The sequence below is a fragment of the Phyllobacterium brassicacearum genome (assembly GCF_003010955.1).
Classification (GTDB): domain Bacteria; phylum Pseudomonadota; class Alphaproteobacteria; order Rhizobiales; family Rhizobiaceae; genus Phyllobacterium; species Phyllobacterium brassicacearum.
The window spans coordinates 69120-84821 of sequence record NZ_PGGO01000009.1; the positions used below are offsets into that span (position 1 = coordinate 69120).

A 15702-nucleotide genomic window follows, 5' to 3' on the forward strand; every position below is an offset into this window, starting at 1 on the left:
AGGCTCCGATGGCATCCGCGCATGAGCCAACGTTCAAGGACCTCGAACAACAGGGTTGGATCGCCAAAGCGTCCGGATACGCGGCCTGGCTGGGTGAGATCACAAGAGGTGCTGCCGATCCGCTGCTTGATGCAACGCGTGTGACCCGCGGAACGCGCCTGCTCGACGTTGCCAGTGGCCCGGGCTACGGCGCCGCGCGGGCGACGGCGCGGGGCGCCAAGGCCATCGGCGTCGACTTCGCCCCGGCCATGGTGGAACATGCACGGCGGCAGTTTCCCGATACGGAATATCGCGAAGGTGATGCAGAGAACCTCAACTTCGGGGATAGCCGCTTCGATGCGGTGACCTGTGCCTTCGGGCTGTTGCACATGGCCGATCCCGACCGGGCGATCGCCGAAGCCGCCCGCGTGCTGGCTGTTGGCGGACACTATGCTTTTACCGTGTGGGCGACGCCTGACCGCCACCAGTTCTTCGAGCTGGTTCTCGGCGCAATCAAGGCACATGGCACTCTCGACGTGCCTCTGCCGCCCGCGCCCTCACTCTTCCGCTTCAGCGACGCAGAAGAGTGCCGCAGGGCCCTGACGCAAGCCGGCTTCGAAAGCATCACAGTGACGGAGATCCCGCTCGTCTGGCGCTGTGCAAGCCCGCAGGACGCAGTCGATGTGATCTACACGAGCACCGTTCGCACGGCCATGCTGCTTGAGCGCCAGACACCAGAAGCGCGCGAAAGCATTCACCGGGCCATTATCGAGGGAACGGTAAAATTCGAACAGGATGGCGGATACGCCATGGATTTCCCGGCAGTACTCGTCGCTGCGCACAAGGCATGACCAGGCAGCTCACTCGGCGGTCGTCGTCCTACCGTACCGTTGGGTGAGAGCATGCATAAGCTGACAGGCAGCGACGAGCGTCGCCCGTCGGCTCCATTCGTGATTTTACGGCCTGATGTGACCGTGACTGTCAGCCGAGCGAGTTGATGATCTCGCGATAGGCGGCCTCCGGGAACGCCTTGAGCGTGCGGGTGCGCACGTTGCCTTTCATGGCGAGGGTAAGGGCGAATCGCGCCATCACCGCATCGTCTGAGGCTTCCCCAATCACCACCATGTCATACTCGCCCATGGTCAGGTAGAATTCCTTGAAGGAACCGCCCATTTCGGCAAGCAGCTTTCTAGCTGCATCGAGCCGTGATGGCGACTCGCGTACGGTTTTTACGCCTTGATCGGTCCAGTTAATGAGCATCACGTAAGTGGTCATGGCACACCTCCCGCGCGGCACGGCCCGCGCCGGTGGCCGCGAATGTCTCGCTCCCCGTTGCGGAAAATTATACGCCCGTTGTGCGAGGCGAACAATGCGCACGGGTATAACCAAATGGTTGTAGGAGCGGAGGTGCCTCTACCTTTCCACAAACGCGCGGAGCCGCGACAGCGCATCATCCCATTGCCGTGAGACGCTATCGAGATAGGCGCGAACTTCCTCAATCGTATCGGGCTTGAAGGCGAACTGGCTTTCACGGCCGACTTTGGTGCTGATGACAAGCCCGGCCTCTTCGAGGATATGCAGATGCTTGGTGATCGCCTGTCTTGTGAGGTGACTGTCGACCGACAGGCCGGCAATCGAGCGCGTCTGCCCGTCGCTGAGTTTCTCAATCAGCGACAGGCGCGTGTGATCACCGAGCGCCGCAAACACATGGGCGGCGAACTGCGGCGCAGTTTCGTGGGCAGTGTTATTGCTCGACATGTGTCTTGATATTCTTGACCTGTTCTTCCCAGCCACCTTCGTTCATGCGCATGGCTTCCGGCATGCGGTGCTTTGGCACCGCATCGAAACCGGATTCGGTAACCGTCAGGCGTGTGCCGGTCGATGTTGGCTCCAGCCGGAACTCAACAAGCGTCGGCGTTTCGCCGGAGTAATCGACGTTGGGGTCGATGGCATAGGGGTGCCACGTGATCGAAAACAGGCGCGGCGGCTCGATCTGCTTGATCGTCGCCTCCCATTTGAGGTGCTCATAGCCGGGATACGTGATGTGGCCGGTCGAGACTTCGCCCGCCACGAATGGACCGTCCAGTTTTACCCGGAACCACTCGCCGAACTCCTTGTAATCCGTTAGCGCCCGCCAGACGCGTTCGACAGGGGCGTTGATCTCGATGCTTTTCTCGATACGATCAGTCATAAGTGCAACCTCCTGGTTGCCTTTATCATGGCAGTGGAGGAGAGAAAGAGCAACCAAAAAGTTGCGCTTTTGTTTGACGAGCGGGTTTATAGGGCCTTGACGGAGTATTTTCGCAGCAACGGCAGGCCCATGATCGCCGCCCCGCTCAATAGGGCACCCATCAGGAATGTGGCTTGCGCCCCTTGCTGATCCCACAACGCGCCAGCGGCCAGATTACCTACAAGCGCCAGAATGCCTGTGGTCAAACTGAAAACACCGAAAGCGGTGCCGCGCAAATGGGAAGGCGCAGTATCGGCTATGAGTGTGGCAAGGATCCCTTGCGAAAAGCCCATATGCAGCCCCCACAATACGATGCCCAGAATAAGGAACGGGATAGTCGCGGTATAGGCGAGGACGAGATCTCCCGCCAAAAGAAACAACAGGCTGATGCCGAGCATAACGTTGCGGCCGATACGGTTGCGATCGCAGGAGAAGGAAGGCTTCGCTGAAGCGCGCGATCGCCAAAATCGACGAAACGAGAATAACGACCCAGTTCGCGCGATTGAGCAGGACGGCATCCTTCAGATTCAGCGCGGCCCCTTTCTTTCGTGCTGCGGGGACGTCCGGTTCCTTGACGCAGGCCACGAGCAGACCAACAGCCAGAAAGGCGGGAATAACTGCAATCCAGAAAATCGTTGAGAAACTGCCGCCGGTCCACAGCATCAGGCCGATGGCCGCAATCGGTCCAACAAAGCCGCCCACGGTATCGAGAGATTTGCGCAGTCCGAAGCTCGCGCCGCGGATCTCGGCAGGGGTGATATCAGCGATCAGCGCATCCCTGGGTGCGGCCCTGATTCCCTTGCCAACACGGTCAAGAAATTTTGCACCGACAATCCAAAAAAGGGAATCGGCCAGCGGAAACAGCGGCTTTGATATCGCCGCGAGCCCATAGCCGAGCGCTGCGAGGAATTTTCGATTGCCGAACCAATCAGAAAGGAAGCCTGACGACAGCCTGGTCACCATGGCGACGGCGATGGAAAACCCTTCGACAAAGCCGACGGTCACGGCCGAAGCGCCAAGTCCCGCGACGAGATAAAGCGGCAGGAGGGTCTGCACGATCTCCGAAGAAACATCCATCAGCAGGCTGACAAAACCGAGGACCCAGACTTGGCGGGGGATCGCTCCTGATATTCTGGGCGGAATGGCTTCGATTGTCATTGCGGCTCCAATCCGAGCATGGACGATAACGCAGACCTGCGAGTGTTCTTAAGCTCGGTCGCAGGCATCGCCACTCTGCTAGCTGTTCGCGCGTTTTCAAACAACGTAAAATTGACTAAACCACTCCAGAAATGTATCTGCACACCATTCATAGCGTCTACGATTTTTCAGAAGTGGTTTGGGCATTGCAATGGTCCCATTTTTTGTCGAACGCCTCTCCGCCGGCGGTAACCTGTCCGCCCTGATTTTTCCTGACCGGGCCGCTATCACATATGAGCAGCTGGCCGCGCGCGTTGCGCGCCAGGCGTCAGGATTTGGCACGGAAAAGCGCCTGATCGCCATTGATGCCAGCCTTTCAGAACACGCGATTATTGCTTATCTGGCGGCGCTTGCTGGCGGGCACGCGATCGCTTTGCTGCCCCCATGCGATAGAGGTGTTGCAGCCCGCTTCGAGGACAAGTTCAGGCCCCACATCTATTTCCGCCAATTTGAAAATCGGTGGCGCGCCGACGAGACAGCGCAACCGTCGCCTGAAATCCTGCACCCCGATCTTGCACTGCTGCTGTCGACCTCTGGCAGCACCGGCGAGGGCAAATATGTGCGGCTCTCCAGTACAAATCTCGCAGCCAATGCGGCCTCGATTGCGGAATACCTGCACCTCGATAGCGATGACCGGGGAGCGCTCATCCTGCCGCTGCACTATTCATACGGGCTTTCGGTTCTCAATTCTCACCTGGCTGTGCATGCCAGTCTCTTCGTGCCAGGCAAATCGATCCTCGACCCCGGCTTTGTCGAAGACCTGCGCGATAATCGCTGCACAAGCATTCCCGGCGTCCCCTATTCCTTCGAACTTTTGGAAAAGGTAGGCTTCCGCGAAAAGCGCCTGCCGCACCTGCGGATGGTGACGGTAGCAGGCGGGCGGCTGTCCGCCGATCTCGTCCGCCTCTACAGCGATCATCTTGCGCGGGACGGCGCAGAATTTTTCGTCATGTATGGGCAGACTGAGGCCACAGCGCGCATCGCCTTTGTCCCGCCGCACCTGCTCGATGACAATCCGGATAGCATCGGGATCGCAATTCCCAACGGAGAGCTGGGTCTCGCCGACGAAGATGGACGGGAGATCCGGGACGCCGACACACCCGGTGAGCTGGTCTATCGCGGCCCCAACGTCATGATGGGCTATGCTGCAAGCCGCGCCGATTTACACAGGGGACCGGATCTGGCTGAACTAAAGACGGGAGACCTGGCGGTTCGCAACAAAGACGGGCTCTATCGTATCGTTGGCCGCCGCAGCAGAATGTCGAAGATCGCAGGCTTGCGCGTCGGTCATGATGCGCTCGAGCAGGCATTGGCATTGAAGGGTATCCAGGCGGCCGTTTTCGGCGACGATCACGCCATTTTCGCCGTTTATACTTCGGCGCATGCGGAAGATGCCGTACGCAAGACATTGATTGAAGCGAGCGGTTTGACGGCCATGCATGTTGCCGTTAGCCGGCAAGACAAGCTGCCGCGTCTCGCGTCCGGAAAAATCGATTATCAGCAGCTCAAGGCGGGTTATGAGGACGGCCGCTTCCGTAGAACTGAAAATGTCAGGGAAGCATTCAGGGAGGCGTTCTTTCCGCAGAGCACTGCCGATCAGGATACCTTCGTTTCACTGGGCGGTGACTCGCTGCGCTATGTGCGGCTGTCATTGAACCTTGAGCGCATCCTCAACCATCTCCCCGAGAACTGGGAGAACAGGCCGATCGCGGAGCTCGCCACCATGCAACAGGCGAAGACCCGGATGCAGAGCCTTGGCACCGATCTGGTGATACGGACCCTGGCAATCCTGCTTGTCGTCATCCAGCACGCCACGCTTTGGCCCGCGCCGGGGGGCGCTGCCGCGATGGTGATGCTCATCGGCTACAGCCTCGCGCGCTTCCAGAGCAACAATCTGTTCTCCGGCCACATCACGAGAGTCTTCCGGCCCGTGACGTCGGTACTTGTGCCTTATTATCTGATCATCGCGCTTTATGGGCTCGTCTGGGGTAAGGTGCCGTGGGGATCGGTATTTCTCGTCGGGAATTTCGGCCTTGCCGATCCGGCTGAGCGAACCATGCTGCCATTTCTGTACTGGTTCGTCGAAGCCTATGTCCAGATGGTGATAATCTGGGCCGGGTTGTTTGCCATTCCGGCCCTGCGCAAGGCTGGCGCAAAAAATCCATTCTTCTTTGGGCTATCAATTCTTGTAACGGCAATGACGCTTCGTTTCGTCGGACCGGTGATCTGGCCGCTCGGCAACCGGGAGGTTTTTACTGTGCCGTGGATTCTTTACCTCACCGTTTTCGGCTGGCTTGCGTATTATGCCGACAGTGTTTCGAGGAAGATACTGGTGCTTGCTGTCGGAGCGGTCATCTTTCCGCTGGTTGCCTATTACGGCGGAAACTGGGTCGGTTCCTGGGTGAAATATATGCTGCAGTTTGCCTTTCTTGGGGCGCTGCTGTTTGTCCCGCGCATGCCAATGCCACGGTGGGTCGCGGGCATCGTGCTCCCGATTTCAGCCGCAAGCTATTACATCTACCTGTTCCACAGGTTCGTCCCGGAACTGGTTTTGGCTCTGGAAGCGAAATTGCCCTGGTCTGTGTTCGCCGCCGCGTCGATCATCGGCGGCATCGCCGTCGGATTGCTTGCCCGTGAGCTGCTGAAGAACCTGCCACATTGGACGACGCTCGTCAGATTGCCCATGGCAGTCTGGAGAAAGGCGGCGGCATTCCCGGCCGCCGGCTTGAATCGGCGAGCCGTCTGACGTTCGATTTTTTCGGTCGATAAGGCGCCAGCGCCTGAATCAATACTCCATGCCTTGGCCGGGCATGGCAGGGGCACTCTTCTTCGGAATTTCGGCAACCATGGCTTCGGTCGTCACCAGTAGTCCGGCGATGGAGGCGGCGCCTTGAAGCGCGGTGCGGACCACTTTTGCCGGATCTATGACGCCCATGTCGAAGAGGTCCCCGTACTCCCCTGTCTGGGCATTCCAGCCGATCGAAAAATTGTCGTTCTCGCGCAACTTGCCCACGATGAGCGATCCTTCGGCGCCGGCATTCTCTGCGATCTGGCGGATTGGCGCCTCGATGGCGCGCCTCACGATGTCGATGCCGACGCGCTGGTCGGGATTGGACCCCTGAAGGCCGGTGAGCACTTTGGCGGCCCGCAACAGCGCCACGCCGCCGCCCGGCAGGATACCCTCTTCGACCGCGGCGCGGGTGGCGTGCAACGCATCGTCGACGCGATCCTTTCGTTCCCGGACTTCAACTTCGGTGGAACCGCCGACCCGGATGACTGCAACGCCGCCGGCAAGTTTGGCTAGCCGCTCCTGCAGCTTCTCGCGATCGTAATCGGATGTCGTGTCCTCGATCTGCGCCTTGATCTGCGCAACCCTTCCGTCGATCTCCGTCTTGGCACCGGCGCCGTCGACAATCGTGGTGCTTTCCTTGTCGATCAAAACCTTCTTGGCCCGGCCGAGCATGTCGAGCGTTACGTTTTCAAGCTTGATCCCCAGATCCTCGCTGATGGCGGTGCCGCTGGTGAGGATGGCGATATCCTCAAGCATGGCCTTGCGGCGGTCGCCAAATCCCGGAGCTTTGACGGCAACGACTTTCAACCCGCCGCGCAGCTTGTTGACAACCAGAGTGGCTAATGCCTCGCCCTCGACATCTTCGGCGATAATGAGCAGCGGCTTGCCGGACTGGATGGCTGCTTCAAGGATAGGAAGCAGCGCCTGCAGGTTTGATAGCTTTTTTTCATGGATGAGAATGTACGGGTCTTCAAAGTCAACCAGCATCTTCTCCTGATTGGTGACGAAGTAGGGCGAGAGATAGCCCCGGTCGAACTGCATGCCCTCGACGATTTCGAGCTCGGTATCGGCCGTCTTGGCTTCCTCGACGGTGATGACGCCCTCATGCCCGACCTTGCCCATGGCGTCCGCGAGATATTGGCCGATCTCCGTATCGCCATTGGCGGAAATCGTCGCGACCTGGGCGATTTCGGAATTGTTCGATATCTTGCGAGCGTTGCGCTTCAGCTCCTCGACGACCGCAATAACCGCGAGATCAATGCCACGCTTGAGGTCCATCGGGTTCATGCCGGCCGCCTCGGCCTTGGCGCCTTCGCGCACGATCGCCTGGGCGAGGACTGTCGCGGTCGTCGTGCCATCGCCTGCCGTGTCGCTGGTTCTCGACGCGACTTCGCGCAGCATCTGGGCGCCCATGTTCTCGAACTTGTTCTCAAGTTCGATCTCCTTGGCGACCGTAACGCCATCTTTTGTGATGCGCGGCGCACCGAAGGATTTGTCGATGACGACGTTGCGGCCTTTGGGGCCGAGGGTCACCTTGACCGCATCGGCCAGGATGTCGACGCCCTGCAGCATGAGATCGCGCGCATCCGCGCTGAATTTTACGTCCTTTGCAGCCATAGTCTTAACTCCTCTTTTCAGGAAGAATCGTATTTTCCCCTTGAAAACACAATAGAATCTGGCAAGATTCGGTGTAACGCATGAGTTGATCCATAGGGATAATATTCATGACCAGCAGAGCATTCGAACTGCAATTGAGGGGATACGGGCTGACGACAGCGGAAATACATTATCGTCTCCCCGACCACCCCAGTTTTCTCCAGCTATACATATGGCAGGAGTACGATCTTGCTCCGACTTTTCCGGAATTGAAAGGGTTTCTTGATTTCTGGTGCAAGGACATCGAAGGACCGTTGCATTCGGTTCGCATCGTTCACCAACGCCTGATCGAGCCGCGCGAGTGGCGGGCTGTTGACGGCATTATATCCATTCACTGAGACCTGTTGATCACTTAAGCCCTGAAGAGCCGTACCGGACTTGTTTTCTCGCGTCGGACCAGCCCCTTCGCCTCCAGATCGAGCTGGACCGTCTTGGCCCACCAGCCGGCCCTTGCGCCCCCCGGATAGAGGTCCTGGGGCAATTCGCGAGATAGACGCGCACTGATTTCAGCGAGCGTCAGGCCAGGCGACTTGCCCGGCAGCACCTTGAGGTAGGCTTTTTTCATCGCGTCATACATGGCCCGGTCGACTGGTCTGGATTTACCGGGATGGTTGACGTTTTCGACGGCAATCTTGTCCTGCTGTTCCATGTTGGCTGCTCCTTGTGCCCTAGGATTTGTCCGAGGACGAAACAGCCGTATCCGATCCTACACATCTGTGGGCCGGGGCGCTTTTACGGGCGCTTTGGAATGTTCAGACCGCGCTGAACCGCCGGACGTGCGAGACCGCGCTCCAACCATTCGGGGACGCGTTTCAGGCGATCGAACTCAACCAGATCGCCCGCGCCATAAAAGCCGACCAGGTTGCGCACCCAACCCAGCATCGAAATGTCGGCGATCGTATATTCGTCGCCCATGATCCATTGCCGGCCGTCGAGCCGCGTCTCGATGACGCCAAGCAGACGTTTCGATTCATTCTGGTAACGCTCGAGCGGGCGCTTGTCCTCGATTTCGCGACCGGCGAACTTATGGAAGTAGCCGACCTGCCCGAACATCGGTCCGATCCCGGCCATCTGGAAAAACACCCACTGGATGGTTTCATAGCGACCGGCTGCGTCGGCGGGAATAAGCTTGCCGGTCTTCTCGGCCAGGTAAAGCAGGATTGCGCCGGATTCAAACAGGCCGAGCGGTTTGCCGCCCGGACCGTCGGGATCGATGATCGCTGGAATCTTCCCATTGGGGTTGAGCGACAGAAACTCGGGTGTCCAGCTTTCGTTCTTGCCGATATCTACAGCATGCGGCTCATAGGGCAGGCCGATCTCTTCCAGCGCAATCGAAACCTTGACGCCGTTCGGCGTCGGGAAGGAATAGAGCTGCAGGCGATCGAGATGCCTTGCTGGCCACCGGGTGGAGATGGCGAAGGCGGACAGAACTGACATGGGAACTCCTACTCACAGGTAGCCTGATTCTGCCCGGAACGTTAGCATGGCGACAATGAGGCTTCCATCTTCGAGCGACGGTGCGACCTGCTTTCCGAAGGCAGTTCCGCTTTGTTGCCCCCATACTCGACGTGGCCCCGCAGGGACTAAGGTTTGCGTGCAGTAACGATCAAGGCCGGCATTTCAAATGCGATCGTGCCATCCGGCGCAACAAATCCCTGGAGCGCTCGCTCGGACTCCTTTGAGAGCTGTTCGAACTGCGCATCGTCTAGCAAGCCTCCAAGCGTCCACGCACACGCCCTTTCGGTGGAGACCAGCGATGCGATAGACTCAAAACGAACAACGCCCGCATGCTGATAAACTTCCGCATCCGCAATGCCGGCGTTGCTGCAGATCGACATTAACAGCTTCGGGTCACCAAGTACGAAAGGGGCACGGAAGGCGTCGGCGATGGAATCCCCAAAGAGGTGCTCGAGCAAGGCGGCGAACGCCGCATATCCCGGCGAATTCTCCAGCGAGTCGCAGACTGCAATGGCGAGGCGTCCACCAGGTCGGAGGACGCGAAACATTTCCCGCATGGCAGCGGACCGGTCGTTGAAGAACATCATGCCGAACTGGCTGACCACCGCATCGAAGCTGTCATCCGCAAAGGGCAGCACTTCCGCCATGCCATCGTGCCAGTCGATCGTAGTGCTCTTGCGCCGGGCCACGGCCAACATCTCGGGCGTGGCGTCGAGGGCGGCAACGGCCCCGCTGGGGCCAACCCTTTCCGCTGCGGCAAGCGCTAACACGCCGGTGCCGCAGGCCACGTCAAGGATGGTGTTGCCCGGAACGACACGTGCCGCATCGAGCACGATCGGTGCCCATTGCTGGAACAATGCCGGTACGAAGAGTTCGTCATACGTGTCCGCGGGTGTTCGCTTATAGTCGGGCATAAGCAAGGCTCCTCTTTTGCCGGGCCTCAGAGCGGCAGGCGCCCGCACAACCGGAAAAACATATGCGAGGTCACCATTGTGTCAGGCCGCAACAGGTAAAGTTCGAGCGCCGATAGATCCTCCTCCAGTTCGGCGCGGCGGATGAAACCGCCATCGACCAGCTTGCCACTGACGTTGTTGATGAAATCACGCAGGATCGTCCGCCTGTCGTGGCCGGGCGGATAGACATGGACGACGGCATCGGTACGGATGTCCGTGACACCGGCCTCGCGAAACAGGCGGTGCGTGCGCCGTCCGATGAAGAGATCAATGCCCTGCGCGGTCGAGTAGGCGATATAGGCATCGAGAAGACGGGACCATGCGGGCAAAGGCGGATCGCAGATGTGGGCGAGAAAATCCGCCTCGAAACTGGCGATCCAGCCCCCGGGACGCACCAGCGACACCATCTCCCGGACGATAAGCTCGGGCTTCGGCACATTGACAAGCACAAGACGCATGTGGGCGCCGTCAAACGACGCCCGGGGCAGGCCGGTGTCGTAGGCGTCGCCTTCGCGCACCTCAACTTGCTGCAACCCATGATCGGCGACGAAGCGGCGCGCCAACTCGACGAAGTGTGGACTTCGCTCGATGCCGAGTACGGATCCGGTGGGACCGACACGCTTGCCGAGAAGGTGCAAGACGCCGCCCGGGCCGCAGCCGAGGTCGACGACGCGCTCACCCTGGCTGATCCCGATTTTGTCGAGTTGCGCGTCGGAATCCGGCGCGAGATTGGCAATCTGACGCTTGAGCCGCAATTCTTCGGCTTCGGCACGTCCAAGCAGGTAGGCATCCGGCTGTGTCATGGCTGGTTTCCTCAGCGTGCACACATATCAATGACATTGCGTTTGTTAGAGCTTTAGAGAATGCGCCCAGCCATTCGCCCGGTCAACACATGCCGGAATGCGAGATGCTACCGGCTGAATGGAATCAGAGCGCGGATGCGTGGGTCGCGCAGGTAAAGCCCGCCCCAGATCATCAGGCCCAGATAGACACCGAACAGGGTGTGGCTGAACAGCGGGTTTCCGATACGCACATGCGTGGCGATTGCGCCACCGAGATAACCGGTCAAGAGAATTGCACCCAGGACCGCTGTGCGCGGATAGGCATAGAGCAGTGTGCAAACCAGTGTGAGAACGCCGAGGAAGCGAGCGAAACTGGCAGTGCCCGGATATCCGAGTTGGGCTGTCGTTTCCGTGACCACGTCCAGCGGCACAAGTTTTATGCCGCCGTCGAAGACCAGAAACAGGATGACGAGGCTGCTGAGAACGCGGCCAGCCCAGACTGACTTGTTTGAAACGGCTGGTGTGCCTTGTATGGTGAGTTCCATGACTATGTCCTTCCAATGGTTCGATGCGTTTGTTTGAAGACTGTCATAAGGACGATTGGAAGATGACTGTGCCGACAGTACCGCCAGATTATTTTTGTCATGACCGCAAAACGGCCAAATAAAAAGGGGGCCAGCTGGCTCCCTCTTTGTCTCGCCTCATGGAGGCGTGACGATCATGCCCGTAAAGACATAGGCCTGAAGCATCACCAGGACACCCACCATACAGGCCAGGATGATCGAATGCTTGAAGACGAAGCGCAGGATCGTGCCTTCGTCGAATGCTTGAAGACGAAGCGCAGGATCGTGCCTTCGTGGCCGTACCAGTTGGTCGCCGTCGAGGCGACGACGATCGACTGTGCATCGATCATCTTGCCCATGACGCCGCCGGAGGAGTTTGCTGCGCCCATAAGGATCGGCGACAGGCCGAGCTGTTCCGAGGTGATCTTCTGCAGGTTGCCGAAGAGGACGTTCGAAGCCGTATCGGATCCGGTAAGGGCCACGCCAAGCCAGCCGAGCAACGTACCAAAGAACGGATAAAGCACGCCTGTCGCGGCAAAGGCGAGACCGAGCGTCGCGTCGATGCCCGAAAGCCGTGTGAGCGTGCCGATCGCCAGCATGGCCGAGATGGTGATCAGCGAATAGGCGCAGAGCTTGATCGTCCGGCCATAGGTCTTGATCAGTTCGAGCGGCGTTTACCCCATGATGAAGCCGGAGATGATGGCCGCAATCAGCATGCCGGATCCGGTATAGGACAGCCATGTGAAGGCAAAGACGGCCTTTTCTGGGGTTGGCGTGGCTGCAATGGGCGCGACCTTGGCAATCATGTTGTTGAGGCCGGGAACCTCATAGCTGAGCGTTGCCCAAGGATTGACGAGGCCCTTGAACCAGTCCGTCCCCCACAGCAGCAGGACCGCGCAGACGATGATCCACGGCGTCAGTGAGGCCCAGACCTCGGCGCGGGTTGGTTCCCGTTTCGAGGTCTTTACCGGGGGGACCTGGGAAGCGGAATCGTCGCGCGTCCGCAGCTTGGCCGATGTCCAGATCACCTGTGGCTGCCAGATGCGCAGGAACCCGTGCTCCACCATACTAGTATATGTGTCAGATTCGCCTATTTGTGACGCGATAATCCGAGAATGCAAGGGACGGCGGCGAGAAAGCTTTTGCTAAGTCTCACTAATAGGTCCAGCCAGGATCGACAACTTCTCGCGCCCAAGAAGGCATCCAACATGCCGGATCAGCAAGAATATCCGTTGAAATGCCCGTCGCTGCAGGGCTTGTTACCGTAACGTACTTGCCCTTCATGAGAGGTACGAACGATGATCGGCAGACAGATTGTTGGCTGGCTCCTTAGCGCAGTGTCGATTGATCAACTTGCCCGACGTCATTCTGGTGACGCCTCGTCCGATAAACTCTTCAATACAAATCCACGCAAGCTGACTGAATGCACACGCCATGAGCAGACCTGTCTTTGATGAGGGGAGCGCATCATGAAAACGAGATTGTTTACACTTATCACCTGCATGCTTTTGTTTATCGTGTCGCCCGTGCATGAAAGTGTGGGCGCCGATGCCATTACCGAACAGGATGCGCATGCCATAGGCGTGGACGCCTATGTGTATTTTTATCCGCTGGTGACGATGGACGTCACCCGCAAACAGGCCACCAATATCGAGGCTGGCAAGGTGACGGGCCGCGGACCGGCCAATGAATTCACCAACGTGCCGGAATTCCCGACGGCTGACATGCGCGATGTCGTTCGTGTCAATTTCGATACGCTCTATTCAGTCGCCTGGCTGGACATGACCAAGGAGCCGATGATTGTTTCGGTTCCGGACACGAATGGGCGGTTTTACTTGCTGCCGATGCTCGACATGTGGTCGGACGTCTTTGCCTCACCCGGTTGGCGGACGACGGGAACTGCCAAGGCCGACTTTGCCATCGTTCCTCCGAAGTGGGCAGGTGGGGAGCTGCCGGAGGGGACGCAGCGGATTGACGCGCCGACGCCCTTCGTCTGGATAATCGGGCGTACGAAGACCGATGGCCCGCCGGACTACGACGCCGTCCACAAGATACAGGCGGGCTACAAGGTAACGCCGCTGTCGCAGTGGGGCAAAACGCCGGATTCGATCAAAGTAACGATCGATCCGACGGTTGACATGAAGACATCGCCGAAGACGACCGTAGACGGAATGACAGCCGGCGAATTTTTCGCCAGAGCTGCAGAAATCCTGAAGGTTAATCCACCCCACCTGACCGATCAGCCCTTGCTTGCCCAGATGAAGCGGATCGGCATCGAGGCCGGCCAGAGTTTCGACATGGGCAAAGCCGATCCGGTGGTCGCGAAGGCGCTCGAGAATGTGCCCGCCGAGGCGCGCAAACTGATGGAGTGGAAGATGGCGACTCTGGCCCGGGTTGCGAATAATTGGTCGATGAATACCGATACAATGGGCGTTTACGGCAATTACTATCTGAAACGTGCAATTGTCGCGCAGGTCGGACTTGGCGCAAATCTTCCAGACGATGCAATCTACCCGCTCAACCTTGGCGACGAAAAGGGCAACCCGCTGAACGGAGCGAACGATTATGCGATTCATTTCGACAAGGCGTCGCTGCCGCCAGTCAAGGCATTCTGGTCCATCACGCTTTATGACCCGGAGGGGTTCCAGGTTGCCAACAGCCTCAATCGCTTCGCCGTAAGCAGCTGGATGCCATTTGAGTACAACGCCGATGGCTCGCTCGATATCTATTTCCAGAACAAGAGCCCCGGGAAGGGTAAGGAGGCCAACTGGCTGCCTGCACCGGCCGGACCGTTCAATCTGACGATGCGGCTCTATGGACCGGAAATGGAAGCACTGACGGGAAAATGGAATCCGCCCCCGGTGACGATGATTCCGGCCCTTCAACAGGTCATTGCGCAATAGCAGCAGGGATCAACCTTGCTGTATTTCGCCATTTGACACGTCGAAGAACTGGGCACGTCCTTCGAGGCTCCGGAACAGCGCCTTGTCCGTGCCGGTCATGAAAGCCTGGCCGCCGAGATCCTCGATAATGTCGAAGAGCGCGGCGCGGCGGCCCTCGTCAAGATGCGCGGCGATCTCATCAAGCAGGAGAATCGGCGCCATGCCGGCGAGCTCGCCGGTCAGCTGCGCATGGGCGAGGATGAGGCCGATGAGCAGCGCCTTCTGTTCGCCGGTCGAGCACAGTTCCGCCGGCATTGCCTTTGGCCGATGACGGACGAGCAGGTCCGACCGGTGCGGACCATCGAGTGTCCGTCCAGCGGCCCGGTCACGGCTGCGTCCATCATGCAGGGCGCGCCGGAAGGTTTCCTCCACATCGGTTGCAGCTTCAATACCGACGCGCTGTTCCAGTTCGCCGTCGAGCAGGCAGTCAGCCTTGGGGAAGGGGCTGTCATCCGGCAGCCGCTCGATCATGCCATTGATCAGCCGCATCAGTTCGGCGCGCGCCGCAGCAATGGCAATGCCGAGTTCGGCCATGGGAGTCTCGATAGCATCGAGCCAGGCATCGTTGCCCCGATCTTCTGTAAGCAGACGGTTACGGCTTCGCATCGCCTTCTCGTAATCGAGAACGCGCTTGCCATGGGCGGGATCAATGGCGAGGACCATGCGGTCGAGGAAACGGCGGCGATCCGCGGCCGGGCCGGTGAACAGGCCGTCCATGGCCGGAACAAGCCAGAGAATGCGGGAATAATCGAGGAGTTCGTCGGCGCTCGCCGCAGTCACCCCATTGATGCGGACGCGGCGCGCCGTGTCACCCGGCGCATTGCCAGCAAGGCCCGTCCCGACATCGACCGAGCCCTCGGCGGTTTCAATCGCGGCGTGGATGGCAAAGCCGTCCGGCGCATCATTGCGGGTCACGTCGGTATAGGTGGCGCGGCGAAGCCCACGCCCGGGTGACAGGAATGATACGGCCTCAAGCAGGTTGGTCTTGCCGGCACCGTTCTCGCCGGTCAGCACGACGTGCGAGAGCCCAAGTCTCAGGGACAGGCTCTCATAGTTGCGAAAATTGGCGAGCTTCAACCGGCTGATCGCAACGCGGGCCGGTTTGCCCGCGTCCGTATTGGGATCATCGCTCATGGGACAATGCTTTGACC

At 59.2% G+C, this 15702-nt stretch carries 15 protein-coding genes and 2 pseudogenes; 4 read left to right on the plus strand and 13 right to left on the minus strand.

What is annotated here, in order from left to right:
- The first annotated feature begins 8 nt into the window (after window positions 1-8).
- Window positions 9-830: a class I SAM-dependent methyltransferase gene (locus CU102_RS13605; protein ID WP_106711650.1), complete on the plus strand. Its 822-nt coding sequence runs from the start codon at window positions 9-11 to the stop codon at window positions 828-830.
- Between the two features lie 130 nt (window positions 831-960).
- Here CU102_RS13605 and CU102_RS13610 read toward each other — a convergent pair whose 3' ends face one another.
- The 5 genes and pseudogenes from CU102_RS13610 to CU102_RS31005 all read right to left on the minus strand — a co-directional run.
- Window positions 961-1254 (minus strand): GYD domain-containing protein, encoded by a 294-nt coding sequence (locus CU102_RS13610; protein ID WP_106711651.1) that lies wholly within the window; start codon window positions 1252-1254, stop codon window positions 961-963.
- A 138-nt stretch (window positions 1255-1392) separates the two neighbouring features.
- A complete protein-coding gene (locus CU102_RS13615) occupies window positions 1393-1737 on the minus strand; it encodes an ArsR/SmtB family transcription factor (RefSeq protein WP_106711652.1) in 345 nt (114 codons plus the stop codon).
- Window positions 1724-2170, minus strand: coding sequence for an SRPBCC family protein (locus CU102_RS13620; protein ID WP_106711653.1), 447 nt, complete (start codon window positions 2168-2170; stop codon window positions 1724-1726). The genes CU102_RS13615 and CU102_RS13620 overlap by 14 nt, the downstream gene beginning before the upstream one ends.
- A gap of 86 nt (window positions 2171-2256) precedes the next feature.
- Window positions 2257-2727, minus strand: coding sequence for an MFS transporter (locus tag CU102_RS31000; protein WP_342588765.1), 471 nt, complete (start codon window positions 2725-2727; stop codon window positions 2257-2259).
- A pseudogene (locus tag CU102_RS31005) lies at window positions 2720-3367 on the minus strand (MFS transporter); the annotation flags it as partial. The gene CU102_RS31000 and the pseudogene CU102_RS31005, both read right to left, overlap by 8 nt.
- Before the next feature lie 190 nt (window positions 3368-3557).
- Between CU102_RS31005 and CU102_RS13630 the strand changes: the two are divergent.
- Window positions 3558-6152, plus strand: a complete 2595-nt coding sequence (locus CU102_RS13630; RefSeq protein WP_106711654.1) for an AMP-binding protein — start codon at window positions 3558-3560, stop codon at window positions 6150-6152.
- A gap of 39 nt (window positions 6153-6191) precedes the next feature.
- On the opposite strand, the gene groL is transcribed toward CU102_RS13630, so the two are convergent.
- Window positions 6192-7814, minus strand: coding sequence for a chaperonin GroEL (gene groL / locus CU102_RS13635; RefSeq protein ID WP_106711655.1), 1623 nt, complete (start codon window positions 7812-7814; stop codon window positions 6192-6194).
- A gap of 107 nt (window positions 7815-7921) precedes the next feature.
- Between groL and CU102_RS13640 the strand changes: the two genes are divergently transcribed.
- Window positions 7922-8191, plus strand: a complete 270-nt coding sequence (locus tag CU102_RS13640) for an usg protein (RefSeq protein ID WP_106711656.1) — start codon at window positions 7922-7924, stop codon at window positions 8189-8191.
- 14 nt (window positions 8192-8205) lie between these two features.
- Here CU102_RS13640 and CU102_RS13645 read toward each other — a convergent pair whose 3' ends face one another.
- The 6 genes and pseudogenes from CU102_RS13645 to CU102_RS13670 form a co-directional block, all read right to left on the minus strand.
- Window positions 8206-8502 carry a DUF6958 family protein gene (locus CU102_RS13645; protein WP_106711657.1) on the minus strand — a complete coding sequence of 99 codons (297 nt, stop codon included), beginning with the start codon at window positions 8500-8502 and terminating at the stop codon, window positions 8206-8208.
- 83 nt (window positions 8503-8585) lie between these two features.
- Window positions 8586-9290: a glutathione S-transferase family protein gene (locus CU102_RS13650; protein ID WP_106711658.1), complete on the minus strand. Its 705-nt coding sequence runs from the start codon at window positions 9288-9290 to the stop codon at window positions 8586-8588.
- Between the two features lie 146 nt (window positions 9291-9436).
- Window positions 9437-10225: a class I SAM-dependent methyltransferase gene (locus CU102_RS13655; RefSeq protein ID WP_106711659.1), complete on the minus strand. Its 789-nt coding sequence runs from the start codon at window positions 10223-10225 to the stop codon at window positions 9437-9439.
- A gap of 26 nt (window positions 10226-10251) precedes the next feature.
- A complete protein-coding gene (locus tag CU102_RS13660) occupies window positions 10252-11067 on the minus strand; it encodes a methyltransferase domain-containing protein (RefSeq protein ID WP_106711660.1) in 816 nt (271 codons plus the stop codon).
- A 107-nt stretch (window positions 11068-11174) separates the two neighbouring features.
- Window positions 11175-11591, minus strand: a complete 417-nt coding sequence (locus tag CU102_RS13665) for a DoxX family protein (protein WP_106711661.1) — start codon at window positions 11589-11591, stop codon at window positions 11175-11177.
- Between the two features lie 156 nt (window positions 11592-11747).
- Window positions 11748-12661 (minus strand): annotated as a pseudogene (locus tag CU102_RS13670) (L-lactate permease); the annotation flags it as partial.
- Between the two features lie 450 nt (window positions 12662-13111).
- Between CU102_RS13670 and CU102_RS13675 the strand changes: the two are divergent.
- Entirely contained in the window at window positions 13112-14512 is a 1401-nt protein-coding gene (locus CU102_RS13675) for a DUF1254 domain-containing protein (protein WP_245425340.1), read from the plus strand.
- A 9-nt stretch (window positions 14513-14521) separates the two neighbouring features.
- On the opposite strand, the gene recF is transcribed toward CU102_RS13675, so the two are convergent.
- Window positions 14522-15685 carry a DNA replication/repair protein RecF gene (gene recF / locus CU102_RS13680; RefSeq protein ID WP_106711663.1) on the minus strand — a complete coding sequence of 388 codons (1164 nt, stop codon included), beginning with the start codon at window positions 15683-15685 and terminating at the stop codon, window positions 14522-14524.
- Between the last annotated feature and the right edge of the window lie 17 nt (window positions 15686-15702).